The sequence below is a fragment of the Pseudomonas sp. FH1 genome (assembly GCF_000510895.2).
GTDB lineage: Bacteria > Pseudomonadota > Gammaproteobacteria > Pseudomonadales > Pseudomonadaceae > Aquipseudomonas > Aquipseudomonas azotoformans_A.
In genome coordinates this window covers 14,469-35,497 of sequence record NZ_AOHM01000059.1, presented here as the reverse complement: position 1 = coordinate 35,497, position 21,029 = coordinate 14,469, and the positions used below count along the sequence as shown (strand labels likewise).

Below are 21,029 nucleotides of genomic sequence, written 5' to 3'. Positions count from 1 at the left end.
ACATTACAAGGAGTCATTCATGACCAAGACTGTTATCACCAGCGATAAAGCCCCGGCCGCCATCGGCACCTACTCCCAGGCGATCAAGGCAGGCAACACCGTCTACATGTCCGGCCAGATTCCACTGAACCCAAAGACCATGGAACTGGTTGAAGGCTTCGAAGCACAGACCGTGCAGGTCTTCGAAAACCTCAAGTCGGTGGCCGAGGCTGCCGGCGGCTCGTTCAAAGACATCGTCAAGCTGAACATCTTCCTCACCGATCTGAGCCACTTCGCCAAGGTCAACGAGATCATGGGCAAGTACTTCGAACAGCCGTACCCAGCCCGCGCCGCCATCGGCGTTGCGGCCCTGCCAAAGGGTGCGCAGGTTGAGATGGACGCGATTCTGGTCATCGAGTAAAACACCCGGCGCAGCCCCCATAGGCTGCGCCGACTTCGTTTTAAAAGGATTTCATGATGCGCAAAGCGCTTGTAGCCTCATCACTGTTCGCCCTGTTGCTTGGCGGCTGCGCAAGCAACCCTGCCGACCGGGATGTGAGTGGCACCTGGATCAACCAGGTCGCCATCGATGCGGCGGCCAAGGGCGGCCCTTTGCGTGAAGCCTTGCAGAGCTTTGGCCCGAACCTCGAATGGGAGGTCAATACCAAGGCCTCGCAGGCACGCTACTACAACGGTTTTGAAGTAGCGGAAGGCAAGTTGCTGGGTGAAAAGTCCGGCGCCTGGAGTGTGGATTTCTACGGCAGCTCCGCCACCGAACTCAAGCGTAAAGGCAAACAGCTGCTGCAAGTGGCCAACGACAACGAGCCTGAACAGCTGTTCGCCCGCCCCAAAGAGCCCGCACCGGAAGGCGCGCCACTGGGCGCAAACTTCGAGCGCGCACTGTACGCCGCTTATATGGGGGGCGACTGGAAGATCCTCGACGGCTTCGGCAGCGGCGCCATCGTGCAATTCCAGGCTAACGGCAAGGTCGCCGGCCTGCCGAATGTCGATCAGTACTCGCTGTGCCTGGCGGGCGATTGCGCGTCCATGAGCGGTGGCTACGACAGCATCTGGCTGCAACTGAACGGCCAGGGCAACCCGTGGATTTTTGTGCGCAAGGGTAAGCAACTGGAGATCTTCCAGGCGATCAATACCGCGCAGGCGGATGAGGTGCCTTCGTTTACGCCAGGGCCTCGCCAGTGGCTGCTGGAAAAACAATGATAAAAAAGGAGCCCTTGGGCTCCTTTTTCATTTAACGCTGGCCTTCGAGGATCGCTGCATAGCCTTCCCGATAACTCGGATACGTCGGCGTCCAGCCTAACGCCTTGGCTCGGGCATTGCTGCATTGCTTGCTGCCAGCACGCCGCACACTCGCGTCATCAGCCCATTCGGTCACGCCCAGGTACTCACGCAACCAATCCACTACCTCGGCCAACGGCGCCGGCGCATCGTCGACGCCGATGTAGACCTTGCCCAGCGAACCGCCCTTTTCCACATGCCGCAACAAAAACGCCAGCAAACCCGCTGCGTCTTCCGCGTGAATGCGGTTGCCATATAAAGGTGGGTCGATTGCCACACGGTAGCCTTGGCGAACCTGAGTCAACAGCCATTCGCGACCCGGCCCATAGATACCCGTCAGACGCACAATGCTCGCCGGAATACCGTTGTTGAGTGCGACTTGCTCGGCTTCCAGCATCACCTGCCCAGAATAACCCTTCGCCTGCGTCTCCGACGTTTCGTCGACCCACTCGCCATTCTGCTGCCCGTAAACGCTGCTGCTGGACACAAACAGCAGGTGTTTCGGCTCCTGGCCGTAATCGCCCAGCCACTCCAGCACATGTTTCAGCCCTTCTACATAAGCAGCGCGATAGCCGGCTTCGTCGTGGTCTGTCGCTGCGGCGCAGTACACCAGGTAATCCACCCCGCCGATCGGCCAGGTGTCGGGGCAGTCCTTGTTGAACAGGTCGCCGGCGATGCCGATCACCCCGTCGGGCAGCCGCGAAATATCGCGGCGCAGGCCATGGACCTCCCATTCAGAGGCGAGCAACTGGCTGGCCAGCCGGCTCCCCACATCGCCACATCCGGCAATCACAACAGAAGGCGCAGACATCACAAAACTCCGTACTGAAAGGTCTAGGTTAGCCTTCGCAGATGACAGACGGCCAGAAAAAGCACAAATAAAGTTACTGTATTACTTCTGTTAACAAGAATTACTTGCAATAATAACCGCCCATTTGTCCTCGACCCTCTGGTCTGGAAGGACGATCACTCATTTTTTTCTCTCAGGTCCGGCCAGCATGACACGTAATACAACCCCCGCTTCGCCAACCAAGCTTCACAGCCCGTCCCGCGCCTGGCGCGCGATTGCTGCGCTGCTGTTCAGCGTACTGCTGGCACCGACCGCCGCATTCGCTGACGCCACCGCACCCGCTACCCCGGCTGCCGCCGAGCAAAACGCCGCGGCACCGGCCGCAGCGCCCGCCGCCGCCGACCCGGCACTGGCAGCTGACCCAGCCGCCGACGACACCGGTGTGGTGCTGGAAGAAGACAACACCCTGGGCATGGCCCATGACCTGTCGCCGTGGGGCATGTACCAGAATGCTGACGTGGTGGTGAAAGCCGTGATGATCGGCCTGGCCATCGCGTCGATCATCACCTGGACCATCTGGATCGCCAAGGGCTTCGAGCTGCTGGGCGCCAAACGTCGTCTGCGTACTGAAATCGTCCACCTGAAAAAGGCCACCACCCTCAAGGAAGCCAGCGAAAGCGCGACCAAGAAGGGCACCCTGGCCAATACCCTGGTGCACGACGCGCTGGAAGAAATGCGCCTGTCCGCCAACACCCGCGAAAAAGAAGGCATCAAGGAACGTGTTGCCTTCCGTCTGGAGCGCCTGGTGGCGGCCTGCGGTCGTAACATGAGCAGCGGCACCGGCGTGCTGGCAACCATCGGTTCCACCGCGCCGTTCGTCGGCCTGTTCGGTACCGTGTGGGGCATCATGAACAGCTTCATCGGCATCGCCAAAACCCAGACCACCAACCTCGCCGTCGTTGCCCCCGGCATCGCCGAAGCCCTGCTGGCGACCGCCCTGGGCCTGGTTGCTGCGATTCCTGCGGTGGTGATCTACAACGTCTTCGCCCGTTCGATTGCCGGCTACAAGGCCCAGGTATCGGACGCGTCGGCAGAAGTCCTGCTGCTGGTCAGCCGCGACCTCGATCACCTGCCTACCGAGCGCAGCTCGCAACCGCACATGGTGAAAGTGGGGTAATCGGCCATGGGCCTGCATTTGAATCAAGGCGACGACGAACTCGTCGAGAACCACGAAATCAACGTCACGCCGTTTATCGACGTGATGCTGGTGCTGCTGATCATCTTCATGGTGGCGGCACCGTTGGCGACCGTGGACATCAAGGTTGACCTGCCCGCGTCCAGCGCAAAACCTGCGCCTCGGCCAGAGAAACCGATCTTCCTCAGCGTCAAGGCGGACCAACGCCTGTTCCTGGGCGAAGAAGAAGTCAAAGCTGAAACCCTGGGGCCGGTGCTCGACGCCAAGACCCAAGGCAAGAAAGACACGACGATCTTCTTCCAGGCTGACAAGGGCGTGGACTACGGCGACCTGATGAGCGTGATGGATGCCCTGCGGGCAGCCGGCTACCTCAAGGTCGGCCTGGTCGGACTTGAGACGGCAGCCAAGAAATGATCACGACGCGCCACAAACTGACGCGTTATGGCACCAGCCTCGCCGTCGTACTGGGCGTGCATGCCGTCGCGATCGCTATCGCGCTTCATTGGTCCGCGCCGCGCACGGTGCAGTTGCCACCGGCTGCCATGGTCATCGACCTGGCACCGATGCCAGCCCCGCCGCCGCCAGCGCCGCCCAAGGTGGTAACGCCGCCGCAACCGCCTGCACCGGTGGAAGAGCTGCCCCTGCCGAAACTGGCCGAGGCGCCCAAGCCAACGATCCAGGTGCCCAAGCCGGTCAAGCCCAAGCCGAAACCGCAGCCGCCAAAACCGGTGGAGAAGAAGATCGAGCCGCCCAAGGAGAAACCCTCCGAGGACCCGCCGAGCGACGCTCCGCCGACCCAGGCACCGGCTGAAAAATCGGCCCAGCCTGTTCCAGGCCCGTCTCCGCAGCAGATCGCAGCGAAGGCTTCCTGGGAAGGCACCCTGCTGGCGCACTTGCAGAAGTACAAGAAGTACCCGCCAGGCGCCCAGGCCCGTGGCAAGGAAGGTTTGAACCGCCTGAAGTTCGTGGTGGATGCCGAAGGCAACGTGCTGTCCTACGAGTTGGTGGGCCGCTCCGGCAACGCCGACCTGGACCGCGCCACGCTGGACATGATCCGTCGTGCCCAGCCGCTGCCCAAGCCGCCGGCAGACATGCTCAAAGGCGGCAGCATCGAGATCGTTGCACCGTTCGTGTACAACATCGAGAAGCGTCGTCGCTGAAAAATGAAGGTGGTGAGGGGGCAACCCTCACCACCCTCAGCAAAATCTGCGTAACTCCCCGCTCAATCCCCAGCAAAGTTCTGATAACGTGCGTCTATCGATTGCAGCCGGTATGCTTGGCCCGCAACCTCATGGACGCCCGCTATGACTCTTACAGAATTACGCTACATCGTTACCCTCGCCCAAGAGCAGCACTTCGGCCATGCGGCCGAGCGTTGCCATGTCAGCCAGCCGACGCTGTCGGTGGGCGTGAAAAAGCTTGAAGACGAACTCGGTGTGCTGATTTTCGAGCGCAGCAAGAGCGCCGTGCGCCTGACGCCTGTGGGCGAAGGCATTGTTGCCCAGGCCCAGAAGGTGCTGGAGCAAGCGCAGAGCATTCGCGAACTGGCCCAGGCCGGCAAGAACCAGCTGACTGCACCGCTGAAAGTCGGCGCCATCTACACCGTCGGCCCTTACCTGTTCCCGCACCTGATCCCGCAACTGCACCGCGTCGCGCCGCAGATGCCGCTGTATATCGAAGAAAACTTCACCCACGTGCTGCGCGACAAACTGCGCAACGGCGAGCTGGACGCGATCATCATCGCCCTGCCGTTCAACGAGGCGGACGTGTTGACCCTGCCGCTCTACGACGAGCCGTTCTACGTCTTGATGCCCGCGTCCCACCCGTGGACGCAAAAAGACACCATCGACGCTGGCCTGCTCAACGACAAGAGCCTGCTGCTGCTGGGCGAAGGCCACTGCTTCCGCGACCAGGTCCTGGAAGCCTGCCCGACCCTGACCAAGGGCAACGACGGCGCCAAGCACACCACCGTGGAATCCAGCTCCCTGGAAACCATTCGCCACATGGTCGCGTCCGGCCTGGGTATTTCGATCCTGCCGCTGTCGGCAGTGGACAGCCATCACTACGCCCCTGGCGTGATCGAAGTGCGCCCACTGACGCCGCCGGTGCCGTTCCGCACCGTGGCGATCGCCTGGCGCGCCAGCTTCCCACGGCCGAAAGCGATTGAGATCCTCGCCGATTCGATCCGCCTGTGCTCGGTGGCCAAGCCAACGGCTGCGAGCTAAGCAACGGTATGACTGAGCTGTCGCAGGTGTCGGTGACGGCACTCAAGGGTGTCGGTGAAGCCATGGCCGAGAAGTTGGCCAAGGTCGGCCTGGAAAACCTCCAGGACGTTTTGTTCCACCTGCCCCTGCGCTATCAGGACCGCACCCGCGTGGTGCCCATCGGCCAGTTGCGCCCTGGGCAGGATGCGGTGGTCGAAGGCACCGTCAGCGGTGCCGATGTGGTGATGGGCAAACGTCGCAGCCTGGTGGTGCGTCTGCAGGACGGCACCGGTGGCCTGAGCCTGCGCTTCTACCATTTCAGCAATGCGCAGAAAGAAGGGCTCAAGCGCGGCACCCGCGTGCGCTGCTACGGCGAAGCGCGGCCCGGTGCGTCGGGTCTTGAGATCTATCACCCGGAATACCGCGCCATCACCGGCGATGAACCGCCGCCAGTCGACACCACGCTCACACCGATCTACCCGCTCACCGAAGGCCTGACCCAACAGCGCCTGCGCCAGTTGTGCATGCAGACACTGACGATGCTCGGGCCGAAAAGCCTGCCCGACTGGCTGCCGCTGGAGCTGGCCCGCGACTATCAGCTGGCGTCGCTGGACGATGCGATTCGCTACTTGCATCACCCCCCTGCCGATGCTGATGTCGACGAGCTGGCGCTGGGTCACCACTGGGCCCAGCATCGCTTGGCCTTTGAAGAACTGCTGACCCACCAACTGTCACAGCAGCGCCTGCGCGAAAGCATGCGCTCCCTGCGTGCACCGGCCATGCCCAAGGCCACGCGTTTGCCTGCGCAGTACCTGGCCAACCTCGGCTTTGCGCCGACCGGTGCCCAACAGCGCGTCGGTAATGAAATCGCCTACGACCTCAGTCAGAAAGAACCGATGCTACGGCTGATCCAGGGCGACGTAGGCGCAGGCAAGACCGTGGTCGCCGCCCTCGCCGCCCTGCAAGCGCTGGAAGCCGGTTACCAAGTGGCGTTGATGGCGCCCACCGAGATTCTTGCCGAGCAGCACTTCATCACCTTCAAGCGATGGCTCGAGCCGCTCGGCCTGGAAGTGGCGTGGCTGGCCGGCAAGCTCAAGGGCAAGGTGCGCACAGCGGCACTCGAACAGATTGCCGGCGGCGCTCCCATGGTAGTGGGCACCCACGCGCTGTTTCAGGATGAAGTGCAATTCAAGAATTTGGCGCTGGTGATCATCGACGAACAACATCGCTTCGGCGTGCAACAACGCTTGGCCCTGCGGCAGAAAGGCGTGGGCGGGCGCATGAACCCGCACCAACTGATCATGACCGCCACGCCGATCCCGCGCACCCTGGCGATGAGCGCCTACGCCGACCTCGACACCTCGATCCTTGACGAACTGCCGCCCGGCCGGACGCCGGTCAACACCGTGCTGGTCACCGACACCCGACGTGTCGAAGTGATCGAGCGCGTGCGCGGCGCCTGCGCCGAAGGGCGGCAGGCGTACTGGGTGTGCACGCTGATTGAAGAGTCCGAAGAGCTGACGTGCCAGGCGGCCGAAACCACCTTTGAGGACCTCACCAGTGCTCTGGGCGAGCTTAAGGTCGGGCTGATCCATGGCCGCATGAAGCCCGCTGAAAAAGCCGCCGTGATGGCCGAATTCAAAGCCGGCAACCTGCAACTGTTGGTGGCAACCACGGTGATCGAGGTCGGTGTGGACGTACCCAACGCCAGCTTGATGATTATCGAGAACCCCGAGCGCCTGGGCCTGGCGCAACTGCACCAGTTGCGCGGCCGGGTCGGCCGGGGCAGCGCCGCCAGCCATTGTGTGCTGCTCTACCACCCGCCGCTGTCGCAGATCGGTCGCCAACGCCTGGGCATCATGCGCGAAACCAACGACGGGTTTGTCATCGCCGAAAAAGACCTGGAGCTGCGTGGCCCCGGCGAAATGCTCGGCACGCGCCAGACCGGCCTGCTGCAATTCAAGGTCGCCGACCTGATGCGCGACGCTGACCTGCTGCCGGCCGTGCGCGATGCGGCGCAAGCGTTGCTCGAACGTTGGCCGGATCATGTCAGTCCTTTGCTGGATCGCTGGCTACGCCATGGGCAGCAATACGGCCAAGTGTGACGCCTGACTCACTTAGTCGACCAACAGTTGTATCAAGCTGGTTATACTTCGTGGACTGTAAGAAATTGGATCAGGCCATGTCAGAAGTTGCCCTCGCCACAGCCCCACTGACCGCCCCGCCGGTCATTCGGGCTCTGCTCGCAAAACTCGCCATCCCCTACACGGAAGTCACCGACCTACCGGGCCTGAATCCTGCGCGAAAGGTCCAGGCCGTGTTGCTGGAAGACGCGGTGGGCGCACTGATGGTGCTGTTCCCGCAGAACCAGTTGCTCGACCTCAACCGCCTCGCCGAACTCACCGGTCGCCGCCTCACGGCGGTGTCACCGGACCGCGTCGAACGCATGCTGGGCAAGCACGAACTGAGCTTGCTGCCAGGCCTGCCGCCGCTCACCAGTTCGCCGTGCCTGTACGAAGGCAGCCTGCTCAACGAGCCGAGCCTGCTGGTGCATTCGGGTGAAGCTGGCCTGTTGCTGGAGATCTCCAGCGACGCCTTCAAGACGATGCTCACCAAGGCCAGCGCCGGCCACTTCGGCGAGCCGTTGAGCAACATCCGCCCCAACCTCGACCGTCCCAATGATGACCGCGAGGAAATCACCCAGGCGATGCAGGCGTTCACCGCCCGCCGCATCCAGCAACGCCTGGAAGCGACCATCGAGATTCCACCGCTGGCCGACACGGCGCAGAAGATCATCAAGCTGCGCGTCGATCCAAACGCCACTATTGATGACATCACCGGCGTCGTCGAAACCGATCCCGCCCTGGCTGCGCAAGTCGTGAGCTGGGCCGCGTCGCCCTACTACACATCGCCGGGCAAGATCCGCTCCGTGGAAGACGCCATCGTGCGCGTGCTGGGCTTCGACCTGGTGATCAACCTGGCGCTGGGCCTGGCTCTGGGCAAGACCTTGAGCCTGCCCAAGGACCACCCGCACCAGTCCACGCCGTACTGGCACCAGTCGATCTACACCGCCGCCGTGATCGAAGGCCTGACCCGCGCCATGCCGCGCGCCCAGCGCCCGGAAGCCGGCCTGACTTATCTGGCCGGTCTGCTGCACAACTTCGGTTACCTGCTGCTGGCTCACGTGTTCCCGCCGCACTTTTCGCTGATCTGCCGTCACCTGGAGGTCAACCCGCACCTGTGCCACAGCTATGTCGAGCAACACTTGCTGGGTATCAGCCGCGAGCAGATTGGCGCGTGGCTGATGCGCTACTGGGACATGCCGGACGAGTTGTCCACCGCGCTGCGCTTCCAGCATGACCCGACCTACGATGGTCAGTACGCTGAATACCCGAACCTGGTGTGCCTGGCGGTGCGCTTGTTGCGCAGCCGAGGGATTGGCTCCGGGCCGGATGAGGCTATTCCGGATGCGCTGCTTGAGCGCCTGGGGCTGACGCGGGACAAGGCTGAGGAAGTGGTGGGTAAAGTGCTGGATGCCGAGGTGTTGTTGCGTGAGCTGGCCTCGCAGTTCAGTCAGGGCTGAATTTTTAGTCTGTTAGACCGCTATCGCAGGCAAGCCAGCTCCCACACTAGACGGCATTCCAAAGTTGGAACTCGGTCAAGTGTGGGAGCTGGCTTGCCTGCGATGAATCCACCTCGGCTCCCCTCAAAGCCCTACTTCTTTTTCTTCGGCTTCAAATACTTGGTCAACCCCTGGAACCAGATCACCAGCGCCGGGTTGCCTTTGATCTGGATCGACTTGTCCTGAATCCCCGTCATGAATGCCAGTTGCTTGTTCTTCGCCTGCATCGTGGCGAAGCCGTAGGCGGCATCTTTAAAGGCGATGGCGAATGCTGGCGACGGGTGAACACCCGAGCGGCTGGTGATGCGCTGGTCTTTGACGATGAAGTGACGGGCAACCTTGCCGTCGAGGGTCTGCAACTGGAACGCCAGGTCTTTATCGCCCAACTGTTGCTGGAAGGCAGGATTGGTGCGGCTGGCTTTGCCCATCATCAGGCCCAGCACCCACAGGAGAAGACGAAATTTCATGCACACGGCCTCGGTGTATTTATTGAGTGGCCGCAGCAGTTTAACGATTTGCAAAAAGAACGCCACCGATCTTGCGCATTAGCGGAAGATCGGCTGGCGTCTGACGCTTATAGCAGCATGTTGCTTAAACGTTCGGGCAAGGCACTGGCGCCCAGTCGGCCAGGTTAGGATCGCGGCAGGTGCCTTCGATCTGCGCCTTACCGGCGCTGGCAACCTGCTTGCTTTCAGCTTGCTTGGCCTGCACGGTCTGGATGCTCTTCTCGGTGGTCACCGCCTCTTTCGGCACGACCGGCAGGTCTTTTTTCTTCGCGACTTTCGGTGGAGTCTTGCCACCCTTCTTGGCCGGGACGACCGCAGGGGCTACGTCTGCCTGGGCCACGGTCACCACGTCATTACGCTGCACACCCACTTGTTGCAGATCTTTTTCGTAGGCCTGGGTGTAGTTGTTCAGGTCTTCGCTGGCTTTGCCGTTGACCGCGACGATCAGGTCATTGGATTCCTTCAGGCCGGACACGATTTCCGCCAGGCGCTTGCGGCCTTCGGTGTCGTTGACGGTCTTGGCCTTGCGGTCGGCCACCAGCTTGGTGAATGCGCTCTGGTAGCACTGCTGCGACGCTTTGGCGTAGGCGGTGCTGCGGTCGATGTCGGAGGCGCTTTTGTTGAAATCGGTGGAGTAGGAGGCAATGCGCTGGTTGTCATCGCTGATCTGCTTCTGACGCTCGGTGTAGTAACCCGCCGCGCCGCCGGCCAATGCGCCACCCGCTGCGCCGATGGCGGCGTTACGGCCACGCTTGTCAGAGTCGCCGGTCAGGGCGCCCAGCAGGGCACCGCCAGCGGCGCCAATGGCCGCGCCGGTCACGACCGACTTGGTCATGTCCGAATCGGTCGCGCGCAGGTGCTGCACCGGCTCGTAGCAGTTCGGGTAGTACTCGACCTTGGTGCTCGACGCGACCTTGGAGGCCGGCGACGTGGCGCAACCAGTCAACACAGTGCTGAAACCGGCCGCGATCAGCAGCAAGTGACGCTTGGAAACCGCCTTACGGGAAAAAAGCATAGGTGTGTTCTCGTTTAAGTTTGACTTGCCCAGCACGGCCCACCGCCGCCTGAGTCCCTTCCAAGCTCGCCATACAGCCAGCGCTCATCGCTGACCGCTCGCTGCGAGCAATTCCTTCAAGATCGTTGCCGGGTCGGCCCGCTGTTGCTTGCGGTAGTTGCCGACATGGCGAACGAACAGTGTTGCGCGCGTCACCAGGCTCTTGCCGAGCACCGGCTTGCGATCCAACTCTTCCTTGATCCGTTGAAACTGCGCCTGGATCACCGCATCGGTGTAACGCGTGCCGGTGGCCAGGTTGTCGATATAGATCGCCACGGCGCCATCGAGGGCGCTGCGACCATTGGCAATCGCCATGTCGAACAGCTGCGCGCTGGCCTCGTCCTTGTTGTCCAGGGACTGTTGGCGGCTCTTCTGCAGGTTGGCCAGGCGGATGTTGTAGTTGGCGATGGTTTCGGCCACCAACGCGGCCGACTGGATCAGGTTGCCCGCCGCCTCTTCGCGTTGCTGGGCGATCAGCGAGACGTTGCGCTTGAGCTCTTCGTTGACCAGCCCCAACTCGGCTTGCAGCTTGGGGTCGGCGCTGGCGGCGATGATGCTGTCCAGGCGTTTGGTCGGGTCCTGGGCGTCGTCGATGGCATCGGTGAGCGCGGCCAGACGGCCTTCTTTCTGCCACTGGGCGAACAGCTCCTTGTAGCGCGAGCGCGGCGCCGACAATGCGCCAATCGCCACGCGGAATCCGGTGGTCTCGTTGCTTTGCTCGGTACCGTCAGCGGCGAACAGCGGGTACTCGCGGCGCATGCCGGTGAACAGCGTGCCCTCGCCTTCCAGGTAGTTGCCACCCTTGACCACAAAGCCGCCGTAGGTGCCCTGGCGACGCCCGGCGTGCACCAGTTGGAAGGATTCCTGGACCATCTCTGCGGCGTTGCCGATCACGTCGAACAGACCAATCGGGTTGGGCAATTTGGTGCCGATAGGCATCAGGCGCGCGGCCTGGCCGGTGCCGCCGGCGACCTGGTTGAACACGGCGTAATCGCCGAGCGGGCCGTCGCTGTCGCTGCCTTCAGTGCGGCGCGGGAACAGGCGACCTTCCAGGTCCTGGCGGCTGACGGCATGACCGCCGCGCGCGGCGAACTCCCACTCCACTTCGGTGGGCAGGCGCACAAAACCGAGGCCACCGTCATCCGCCGAAGAACCGCGTCCGCTGACCGGCAGCAACTCACGGTGGTATTTCATCAACCAGGCGCTGTACACCGCCGAGAAACGCTCGGCCTCAAAGCGCGACAGCATTACCTTGGGCAAACGCCCGGCCATGCCGGTGGGCGCGTCGCACGCCGGCGCCGGCTCACCGCTGGCCAGAGACTGCGCCTGGGACATTACCTGGGCGTACTGGCGTGCCGTCACTTCGTACTTGCCGATGAAGTAGAGCATGGGCTTGAGCGGGGTCTTGGCGTCGGTCTTCGGCATCAAGGGCGCGATGACTTTGTTCCAGTCTTTGGGCAGGTCTTTGAGGGTGAACTGGCCATTGATGAAGTCGCGGCGGTAGCCGGAAATGAATGACTGCTGATAGCCCGCCTCGCCTTCGGCAAAGGGGTAGCCGAGGCTGATCTCGCGATCATCCAGGGTGCCCTGGGCCAGCACATAGGCGTAGCGGAACACCATGTTGCCTTCGCACGGCAGCGGCAGGCTGACGTCGCCTTCCAGGGGTTTTGGATTGTCGAGTTTGTCGCTTGCCTCACCGGCCCAGGCCAGCGAGGCCAGGCTCAGCGCCACACAGGCGCCCAGTAACTTATACATCTCTGATTCCTTCAGAAGCCTGGATCCGCGCCACTCGCCAACCACCACAGGCCGCCGCCATGGCGCTGACGCCCATGATTGCAACCAGGGCCAGGCCATAATGACGCGCCAACAGGTGACTGGCGTGTTCGCCCGGCACCTGCACGAATAACTGATTCAACGCCGCCTCGGCCACGCCATACAGGCCGGCACTGAGCACGGCGGCGAAGCCAGCGCTGTACAGAGCCTGCACCACCACAAACAGCAACAGCCCACCGGTGGAAAACCCCAACAGGCGCAACACCGACAATTCCCGACGCTTGCGCGCCACCGCGGCCAACGCCCCAGCAAAGATCGCTGCAAACCCTCCCGCCAACGCCAACCCGCAGATCACCCAGAACACAATCGACAGGTTGCGGCTCAACGACTGCACCTGCGCGATGGTCTGCGCCTGGGTCGACACCAGCAGGTTCTGCCCGGCGAAAAACACCCGCAGCGGTTCCACATCAGCGAGGCTGCGCGCATACAGGCGAAATGCCGGGTACACGCGTTGTTCACTCACACCGACCGCTTCACCTTCCCAGCCCAAGGCCGGTACTGCGCGGCCATCACGGTAATCTTCTGCGGCTTCCAGCAATTTCAAATCGGCCAACAATCCGTCACGGGCAAAAGCTTCCAGCGGCAATACCGCCAGCACCTGCAAGCGCGTGCGCCGGGCCTCGAAGCGCCCTGCTACTTGCCGCGCAAAACTGGCTTCCAGCCAATCCCCCGGCCGCGCCGCCAGCTTCTCGGCGGCGGTGTGGCTCAGCACGATCTGGTCCAGGCCCTTGGGCACCGGCAGACCCGCCAGCAAGGGATCACCCCAAGCGGTCGGCAGCATTTCCAGGGCCAAGGCGCCCACCTGCGCGGTCGCCGCAATTTGTCGCGTGCGCGGCAGTGCAAACGCCACATCGCTGCGCTGGCCGAGTTGCTCGATAAAGGCGCTGCTGAATCGACCACCGCCCAACGGAATAATTTCACGGGTGGCGGGGTCGGTCTGCAAACGTTCGGTCAAACTGCTAACCAGTCCAAATTTCAGGCCGAATAACACCAGCAACGGTGCAATGACCGCGACCAGCGCCAGCACCGAACACGCCGACAGCCAGGCATCGTTGCGATAGTCCTGCCAGGCCAGCGACGCCACCAGACCTATGCGCATCAGCACACCTCCCCGAGGGTCGCGGTGACGCCACCGTCGGTGTCGCGACGGCAACTGATGCGCCGCACCTGCAAGCCGCTGGCGCGGGCCAGGGGCTCGTCATGGGTGGCGATCACACAGGCGGCACGGTGTTCGCGCGCCTGGGCCAGCAGCGCCTGCATCACGCGCTCGGCGTTCAAGGGGTCGAGGGACGCCGTCGGTTCATCCGCCAGCACCAGTTGCGGCGCATGAGCCAGGGCGCGGGCACAGCTGACACGCTGGCGTTGACCCACCGAGAGCGCCGCCGGTTTCTTGGCCAACTGGTCGCTGATCTCCAACTGCTCGGCCAGGCGCGCCACGCTGCCGTCATCCTTCAAGCCCAACAGTTGCCGGGACAGGGCGATATTGCCGCGCACATCGAGAAACCCCAGCAAGCCGCCGGTTTGCAGCACGTAACCCAGGTGCTGGCTACGCAGCGCAGCCAGCGTGGATTGCTGATCACCGCGCCACAATCCGGCAATGTCCTGCTGATGAAATTCAAACTGCCCGACCTGATCCGGCGCCAATACCAGCGCCAGCAGATCCAGCAAGGTGCTCTTGCCGCAACCGCTGGGCCCGACAATCGCCAATTGCTCGCCCGCACGCAACGCCAGCGCCGGAATCACCAGGCTGTAGCGCTGGCTGCCGACACCCCGGCTCTTGTGCACCGCGTTCAAATTCAGCATTACGGCAAGGTCGACAACGGCACGCGGTACAACGCATCGCCCGGCTCGGCATCGCCGAAACGGACCCAGTTGGCCAGGTCATTGTGGAAGGTTTCATAGAGGCGGATCTTCGAGTCCAGCTCGTCGATGAAGTCTTCCTGCTCGGCCACGCTCAACGACAACCATAGGTCCTGGGTCATGTTCAGCGACTTGCTGCGGTACGGTAGGCCTTCCAGGTATTCGCCGAGGATGCCGCCGTCGGCCAGGTTGCCGCCCTTGCGCAGGGCCTGTGGGTCGCGGCTCATGTAGGCGGAGGCGCTGGCGATTTCCTGGAAGAAATCCTTGGGTGAAGTCTGGGTTTTGCGCGCTGCATCAACGATCAGTTTCAGCGACTGCTGCAGGTCATTGAGCTGCAATTTGGTCAGCATCACGCACACCTGGAACGCCGGCAGTGCCGGGTTGGTCAGGTCGCGATCGGCGGTCCAGGCGCTGACCAGTTGTGGCGCCTGGCTCGCGGTTTTACGCCCGAGGAAATCCATGTGCATGGCATAACCGACGGCAGCGGACTTATCCGCCAGACTCGGCGCGCTGTTCAGCAACGGCACCGGCTGTGGCGTGTTGCTGCGCACTTGATGCACGAGGTTGGCGAACACCGTACCGATCTCATCCACACGTTCACCGAGTTTGCGCACATCGCCACCGGGCACCGCCGTGTAGAGGTCACCGATCTGCGGGTTGGCGTCAGCGGTGAGGATGCGGTACTGGCTCTCGGCACCGGCATGGGTTTTCTTGCCGGCGTCGGTACGCAGGTGCAGGGCGTAGATCTTGATCTGCTTGCCCAGCGCAGCCTGGCGCACCTCGGCTTCGTTCATCTGGGTGGCGGCGAACGGATCGTTCTTGCGCAGCGCGCCGGCATCGGTGACCAGCAGGATGATGCGCCCGCCATAGCCCGACCAATCCATGCCGTCCACCGCCTGCATCACCCCGGCGAACGCGTCTTCGTTGAACGAATGGCTGGACACGGCGGACGCCTTGACCTGCCGCGCCATGTCGAGGAAACGTTGCGGGTCGCGGCCCTCGTCGAGGGTGATCAGGGTCTTGGCGACGTATTCCAGGCCAGGGGTTTTCTTGATGCTGCTGCGAAAGCCCACCATGCCGAAGCTCACGTTGTCCAACTCGCCGCGTTCGCCGATGCGGGTTTGCAGTTCGTGCACCACGTCGCGGATCTGGTCGATATAGGGCTGCATGGAAACGGTGGTATCGACCACCAGCACAACCGCCGTGCGAAAGGCGTCGGCATTGGCCTTGATCACCGGCGTCGAGGGCTTGGCGGCCGCGCTGCTGCCGGGATCGATGGAGGCCACATTGAGCAACTGCACCGGCTGGCCGTTTTCGTCGAAGCTCTCTTTGGAATCGAAGATCGGCAGCAGGTAAAACTGGTTTTGCGGCACCGCACTGGCGGTCGGTTCCAGGGCCAGGATCTGGCTGTTGTCCTCACTGTTTTTCTGCGCCTTGGCCAGTACGCCTTTGGCGGCGGTCGGGTCAGCCAGCAGTTTTTCCACTTCAGCGGATTGGCGCAGGAACATCACCGGCGCCCGACCCGAACGCTCGGTGAACTTCAAGACCAGGCTCTGCTTCCAGTCGCTGACCTGGGACGCAGGCAACCAACCATCACTGCGGCCATCGGTGGCGGCGCCGACGCGCACCCAGGGGCTGCCGTCAACGTCTTTGCGCTGGTAGACGTAGAGCACGGAAAACGCCGGCAAGGCCTTGCCCGGCGCACTGCCGGCGTCGGTTGAAAGCTTGGCGCCGGGTTTGCTGAGGACGCGCTGGAACAGGGTTTTCTTGCCTGCCATCAGCAACGGACGCTGGCCGCCATCCACTTCTGCCACAGACGGCGCCACTGGCGGCACAACCACCGGACGGTTACCATTCCGTCAGGCATCTCAGTAGTCAGAACTCCTGCCTGCCTAGATTGTTGCCGTCAGAGTTTTCGCTTTGGGTGGGTTACCAACCGCTTACCACGCACGAGCCTGCTTGGGCGGATGGAACGGCAAGCTGGTCTGCGATGACTTTGCCGGCTACAAGGCAGGCTTTGAGCTGGGCGTTACGCAGATCGGCTGCATGGCCTATGCCCGCAAAGTTCTTCGACTTGCATGCGACCAACAAGAGCTAGATCGCCGAAAAAGCACTGCCCTACATCGCGGCCTTATACGAAGTTGAACGAGAAGTCTGTGAGCTGAAACCGGGTGATCGACAGCGAATACGGCAGGAAAAGCAACGCCAATCACCGACGCACTTCATACCTGGATGACCTCCCAAAGATAGCTTGTGCCTGAGGGTTCGGCCATCGCCAAGGCCCTGGATTACAGTTTCAAAAACTAGATAGCGCGGGCGGTACTGTGCCCATCGCTTACTCTGAGAATTTAATAGCAGCGTAACGCCCAGTCTTTATTTAAAGCACGTAGCGATTTATACCTAATCCTGGCTGGTAGCGTATGGGAGTCAGGAATATTCTGTGAGAGCCTAAAGTTTTCCGACAATTTTAGTGTAGCCACTCACTCATAACGACACGATGACCGCGTAATTACAATCCCGACAGAATCCCGCCTAGACCTTTTGATTTCGCCTGAGTCGCCTTATGATCAAAATCAGTAGCAATCTACCACTTGAAACGTAGCCACCGTTTAGCATGGCGCTTAAAACTCAGCATTCGTAAAGTCGTTATTTTATCCTATACCTGACCAAAATATGATTTTTTCTAAAAGTCGGCGAACAGAATACTTAATTAAGCTATATTTAGGAAACACGTAGCTCCATAGCAGGGCAAGTGTGCGTCCTCTACGTTACGGAAGGAGAAGTATGTGGCATCTAATCACTCTCATGGCGCTGCAGCGCTAAGTGAAGGTCACCAGAAAAAGCTAGTCATGGCACTGGCCTTGACAGGCAGCTTCATGATTGCTGAAGTGATCGGAGCATGGATTACTGGCAGCTTAGCATTGCTGTCCGACGCGTCGCATATGCTTACAGATACTGCCGCCCTGATGATTTCGTTGATTGCGCTTCAAATAGCCAAGCGGCCAGCAGATCAGAAACGAACTTTTGGCTATGCTCGCCTGGAAATTTTAGCATCCACATTCAACGCCCTATTGCTCTTCATGGTGGCTATTTACATTTTGTACGAAGCTTATCAACGCTTCCTAATACCTTCTGAGATCGCAACCGGCGCGATGATGTGGATCGCTATTGGGGGCCTTGTTGTAAATCTGATATCGATGCGCTTGCTCTCCTCAGCGAGTAATGAAAGTCTGAATGTCAAGGGAGCCTATCTCGAAGTTTGGAGCGACATGCTTGGGTCATTGGGCGTGATAATTGCCGCACTTATAATCCGGTTTACGGGTTGGAGTTGGATCGATACGGTCGTCGCCGTAGCGATCGGAGTATGGGTGCTGCCGCGCACTTGGCAGCTAATGCGCGAGAGTTTGGGAATCCTTATGGAAGGGGTTCCTGGCGGCCTCAACATTAAGGAGATCGAGTCGACGATTCTACGTGTCGATGGTGTCACAGACGTTCATGATCTACATGTTTGGGCTGTAAGTAGCGGTCGCAACGTACTGACGTCGCACGTTGTAGTTCGCGACTCAGTAGATCGAGATGCTGCGCTAGCAGATGTAATCAATGCGGTAAGTCATGCGTTCGACATTCACCATTGCACAATTCAAATGGAGAATACGGACTTCCATAAGGACACTCCAATTCCTCCACACTAGTCAACCTAGAAAAATTAAATCGTAGGATTAATATTGAAGGCGTCAGCACCAAAAATTTAGATTAATTTTGGCTCATTACTTAGCGTCGAGAGACAGGTCAATTAAAAATTATTTTATTGTCACGTTGCGTTAGCAACAATGCCACCAGCTGAAGGTTACAAAACTAAAATATTGGCACGTTAAGCAGGAATATAATTTTTACTCGGATCGATTGATGCCAAATCACAATGGAACTGACCAAAAAAATATCCAGCGGCTCTCGAGCAGAATAGTCTGGTGCATCCGCCAGTCGTGGCAGTGCTCAACTACCTGATTGATCAAAGCTATGCTGCACCAATAATTTAAATCGCCACAACTTTCAGTGGCCTTGCGATCAAATTAAAAATTTGTAATTTTTCGCCAAAACCCACTATTTCGCGTTAATATTTGAGCATCCTGAGTTGATCACGGCGTATTGATATAGGTAGAAATCACCACATGCCAAGCACGCAGAGAAACTTTAAACTGGCCTTAAATCACGATCAGGGAGAGCTCGGCCCACTCCTTACTCACACCTTGAGATAAGTTATGCGCGTACTAGTTGTGGAAGACGAGATTAAAACCGCGGAATATATTCAGCAGGGTCTATCCGAAAGCGGGTACGTCGTAGACATTGTACACAATGGTGTTGATGCTCTTCACTTGTTCAATACGATTGTTTATTCGCTCGTACTCCTAGATGTGAACCTCCCTGGCATCGATGGTTGGGACCTCTTGGAAACTATCAGAAAAACTAGCCGGGTTCGCATCATCATGCTGACTGCCCGCGGACGCATTAATGACAAGCTTAGGGGCTTGGATGGTGGTGCAGATGATTATCTCGTCAAGCCCTTTGAGTTCCCCGAATTGCTTGCTCGCATCCGGTCACTGCAAAGGCGTGGCGATGAGCTTGTCGAGAAGAGCACACTTATAGTTGCGGATTTGGAATTGGATTCCTTGCGCCACAGAGTATGCCGAGGAGCGACACGCATTGATCTCACCACAAAGGAATTTGCTCTCCTGCACCTACTAATGAGCAGAACAGGCGAAGCGCTTGCCCGTTCGCAAATAATCTCGTTGGTCTGGGACGTAAATTTTGACTGCGATACTAACGTCATTGATGTCGCCATCCGGAGATTGCGCTCAAAAATTGATGATCCATTTGAGACCAAGCTCATACACACACTTCGAGGCGTCGGATACGTGTTGGAGGAGCGTACATGAGGCCTTTCAGCCTCGCTGTGAAGGTGGGATTCAAAGTTGGAATGATGAGTGCGGCGTTGCTGCTTCTTTTCGCCACCTTCGGTTATCTGATGGTGAGCCAAGCTCTTGAGAGAAACGCCCGAACCGACCTCGAAGTGAAAATGGCAGGCATGGCTCACAACCTTTCCGCAATCACTGCTATTTCTGGTGTAAATGCAGACGCCCACCAGCTTGTTGACTTGGTCATGGGGCATAACAATCTTTACGTCAGCATCTTCGAATCGACACAAACTCTAACTCCATTGCTCTCGATAGGCTCGAAGCAAGTCAACATGGAAGTGCACAAATTCCAGCCTACCGAACAGGCGGAGCAGCGAGAGTGGCGCGACTCGACGGGCCGCCCGCTAATGAGCGCCTCACGAGTCATGCGCTTAGGCGATGGAACCGAAGTTAGTGTATTCATGACCATGGACCAGTCATCTAACCATGCCCTTCTTGATGCGTTGCTCACCTGGGCATTAATGGTGTCGCCTCTTATTCTCATGCTGATCTTGGCAATTGGGTGGTGGACTGTACGCAGAGGACTGCTCCCCCTCACCAAGTTCCTGAAGGTCGCCTCAAGGATTTCCACCGAGAGCCTTGAGCATCGCCTTCCAACAAAGGGGATGCCGGCAGAACTTAAGAATCTCGCCGATGGAATTAACATCATGCTGATGCGTTTAGACGACGGAGTTCAGCAGCTTTCGCAGTTCTCTGACGACCTTGCTCACGAACTGCGGGCACCACTGTCTAACCTGATGGGTAAAGCTCAGGTCGCGTTAACCCGGGAACGATCCCTCCCTGAGTATAGAGAGGTCCTAGAGTCGTGCACAGAAGAGCTACATCGCATGAGCCGGATGGTTTCCGACATGCTATTCCTAGCCCAAGTCAGCCACCCAGCGTCAATGGTAGAGTTCGGAAGCGTATCTCTAATCGACGAAACTCAGCGGGTCTGCGATCTGTTCAGCATTTCGGCCGAAGAAGGTGAGATACAGCTCCAGATCGCAGGAAGTGGAGACGTGGTGCATGGTAATCAGATAATGATTCAGCGAGCCGTCTCGAACCTGGTCTCGAACGCGATCCGCTACTGCCCTCGTGGTCGGACGGTTTACGTGAAGGTTCAACGTGGTGCTGACGGCGCCACATTGAGTGTTGGCAATCCGGGACGTGGGATCGCCAAGGAACACCACGCGCATTTGTTCGAGCGATTTTACCGGGTGGACAAAAGTCGAGCACGAAGCGAGGGTGGCACCGGTCTTGGCTTAGCTATCGTTCAGTCAATCATGATTTTGCATCAGGGTTCGGCAAGCGTGGAAGTTACGGATCAGAATTTCACTTGGTTTCACCTTAACTTCCCCGAAGTTCAAATGAAACAACAAGAAATGAAGCCAGCTTAGCTCCGTGTAACGAAGAAGGCCCGGTTATAGATGGGCCCCCTTCGCTCTAGGTGCAGGTGCGAATGCCTGAGACGTAGCCGACGCGTGGGTGCTCAAGGACTCACTGACGTTATGCGAGAAAAAAACTCTATCGCCAGAATCCTCACATGGCGCGTAGAAAACCGACGGTCTCTGAACTTCAGACCGAATAATTCGCAACCGTTGCTTTTGCCTAGCGCTCAACGATCAGAGACCCCGCTACACTCTGCAGAATTTGAAATGCTTCGAACTGTAAGTCGATCTCGACGGCATGAGGCCGCACCTTCTCTCTTGCACCTTCCCCCGGAATATGCGGCGGA

The 21,029-nt window shown here is 59.7% G+C and carries 17 protein-coding genes and 2 pseudogenes; 12 read left to right on the top strand and 7 right to left on the bottom strand.

The features are described from left to right. Positions 1-19: 19 nt before the first annotated feature. Positions 20-400 (top strand): RidA family protein, encoded by a 381-nt coding sequence (locus H096_RS19930; protein WP_010566963.1) that lies wholly within the window; start codon positions 20-22, stop codon positions 398-400. A gap of 56 nt (positions 401-456) precedes the next feature. Then, positions 457-1,200, top strand: coding sequence for a hypothetical protein (locus tag H096_RS19925; RefSeq protein WP_033901127.1), 744 nt, complete (start codon positions 457-459; stop codon positions 1,198-1,200). Between the two features lie 31 nt (positions 1,201-1,231). On the opposite strand, the gene H096_RS19920 is transcribed toward H096_RS19925, so the two are convergent. Further along, positions 1,232-2,089, bottom strand: a complete 858-nt coding sequence (locus H096_RS19920; RefSeq protein ID WP_033901125.1) for an SDR family oxidoreductase — start codon at positions 2,087-2,089, stop codon at positions 1,232-1,234. A 187-nt stretch (positions 2,090-2,276) separates the two neighbouring features. Between H096_RS19920 and exbB the strand changes: the two genes are divergently transcribed. From exbB to H096_RS19890, 6 genes are all read left to right on the top strand, one after another. Further along, entirely contained in the window at positions 2,277-3,245 is a 969-nt protein-coding gene (exbB, locus tag H096_RS19915; RefSeq protein WP_033901123.1) for a tonB-system energizer ExbB, read from the top strand. A gap of 6 nt (positions 3,246-3,251) precedes the next feature. Further along, the gene (exbD, locus tag H096_RS19910; protein ID WP_003195519.1) at positions 3,252-3,677 is read left to right on the top strand and encodes a TonB system transport protein ExbD; all 426 of its coding nucleotides are present in this window, start codon (positions 3,252-3,254) and stop codon (positions 3,675-3,677) included. After that, positions 3,674-4,423 carry an energy transducer TonB gene (locus tag H096_RS19905; protein ID WP_016975935.1) on the top strand — a complete coding sequence of 250 codons (750 nt, stop codon included), beginning with the start codon at positions 3,674-3,676 and terminating at the stop codon, positions 4,421-4,423. The genes exbD and H096_RS19905 overlap by 4 nt, the downstream gene beginning before the upstream one ends. A 144-nt stretch (positions 4,424-4,567) precedes the next feature. Then, complete coding sequence (locus H096_RS19900; RefSeq protein ID WP_016975936.1) at positions 4,568-5,488, top strand: hydrogen peroxide-inducible genes activator; 921 nt, start codon at positions 4,568-4,570, stop codon at positions 5,486-5,488. Between the two features lie 8 nt (positions 5,489-5,496). Further along, a complete protein-coding gene (gene recG, locus H096_RS19895; protein ID WP_033901133.1) occupies positions 5,497-7,572 on the top strand; it encodes an ATP-dependent DNA helicase RecG in 2,076 nt (691 codons plus the stop codon). 77 nt (positions 7,573-7,649) lie between these two features. After that, on the top strand, positions 7,650-9,050 hold the full coding sequence (locus H096_RS19890; RefSeq protein ID WP_033901115.1) for an aminoacyl-tRNA deacylase and HDOD domain-containing protein: 1,401 nt from the start codon (positions 7,650-7,652) through the stop codon (positions 9,048-9,050). 131 nt (positions 9,051-9,181) lie between these two features. Here the strand turns inward: H096_RS19890 and H096_RS19885 are convergent, their stop codons facing one another. The 6 genes and pseudogenes from H096_RS19885 to H096_RS19860 all read right to left on the bottom strand — a co-directional run. Continuing rightward, positions 9,182-9,556 (bottom strand): hypothetical protein, encoded by a 375-nt coding sequence (locus H096_RS19885; RefSeq protein ID WP_010207528.1) that lies wholly within the window; start codon positions 9,554-9,556, stop codon positions 9,182-9,184. A 124-nt stretch (positions 9,557-9,680) separates the two neighbouring features. After that, on the bottom strand, positions 9,681-10,610 hold the full coding sequence (gene tagQ / locus H096_RS19880) for a type VI secretion system-associated lipoprotein TagQ (RefSeq protein WP_033901114.1): 930 nt from the start codon (positions 10,608-10,610) through the stop codon (positions 9,681-9,683). Between the two features lie 84 nt (positions 10,611-10,694). After that, the gene (locus H096_RS19875) at positions 10,695-12,404 is read right to left on the bottom strand and encodes an SUMF1/EgtB/PvdO family nonheme iron enzyme (protein WP_033901111.1); all 1,710 of its coding nucleotides are present in this window, start codon (positions 12,402-12,404) and stop codon (positions 10,695-10,697) included. Further along, the gene (locus H096_RS19870) at positions 12,397-13,581 is read right to left on the bottom strand and encodes an ABC transporter permease (protein WP_033901108.1); all 1,185 of its coding nucleotides are present in this window, start codon (positions 13,579-13,581) and stop codon (positions 12,397-12,399) included. Before H096_RS19870 ends, H096_RS19875 begins: the two co-directional genes overlap by 8 nt. Continuing rightward, a complete protein-coding gene (locus tag H096_RS19865; protein ID WP_033901107.1) occupies positions 13,581-14,285 on the bottom strand; it encodes an ABC transporter ATP-binding protein in 705 nt (234 codons plus the stop codon). The genes H096_RS19870 and H096_RS19865 overlap by 1 nt, the downstream gene beginning before the upstream one ends. After that, positions 14,285-16,174, bottom strand: a pseudogene (locus tag H096_RS19860) (vWA domain-containing protein); the annotation flags it as partial. The pseudogene H096_RS19860 and the gene H096_RS19865, both read right to left, overlap by 1 nt. Positions 16,175-16,286: 112 nt before the next feature. Here H096_RS19860 and H096_RS34565 point away from each other — a divergent pair. From H096_RS34565 to H096_RS19845, 4 genes and pseudogenes are all read left to right on the top strand, one after another. Then, positions 16,287-16,589 (top strand): annotated as a pseudogene (locus H096_RS34565) (transposase); the annotation flags it as partial. Positions 16,590-17,128: 539 nt separating this feature from the next. After that, complete coding sequence (locus H096_RS19855; protein WP_026136732.1) at positions 17,129-18,034, top strand: cation diffusion facilitator family transporter; 906 nt, start codon at positions 17,129-17,131, stop codon at positions 18,032-18,034. A 567-nt stretch (positions 18,035-18,601) separates the two neighbouring features. Then, positions 18,602-19,276 (top strand): heavy metal response regulator transcription factor, encoded by a 675-nt coding sequence (locus H096_RS19850; protein ID WP_017736210.1) that lies wholly within the window; start codon positions 18,602-18,604, stop codon positions 19,274-19,276. Next, entirely contained in the window at positions 19,273-20,691 is a 1,419-nt protein-coding gene (locus H096_RS19845; RefSeq protein WP_017736209.1) for a heavy metal sensor histidine kinase, read from the top strand. Before H096_RS19850 ends, H096_RS19845 begins: the two co-directional genes overlap by 4 nt. Positions 20,692-21,029 lie beyond the last annotated feature (338 nt).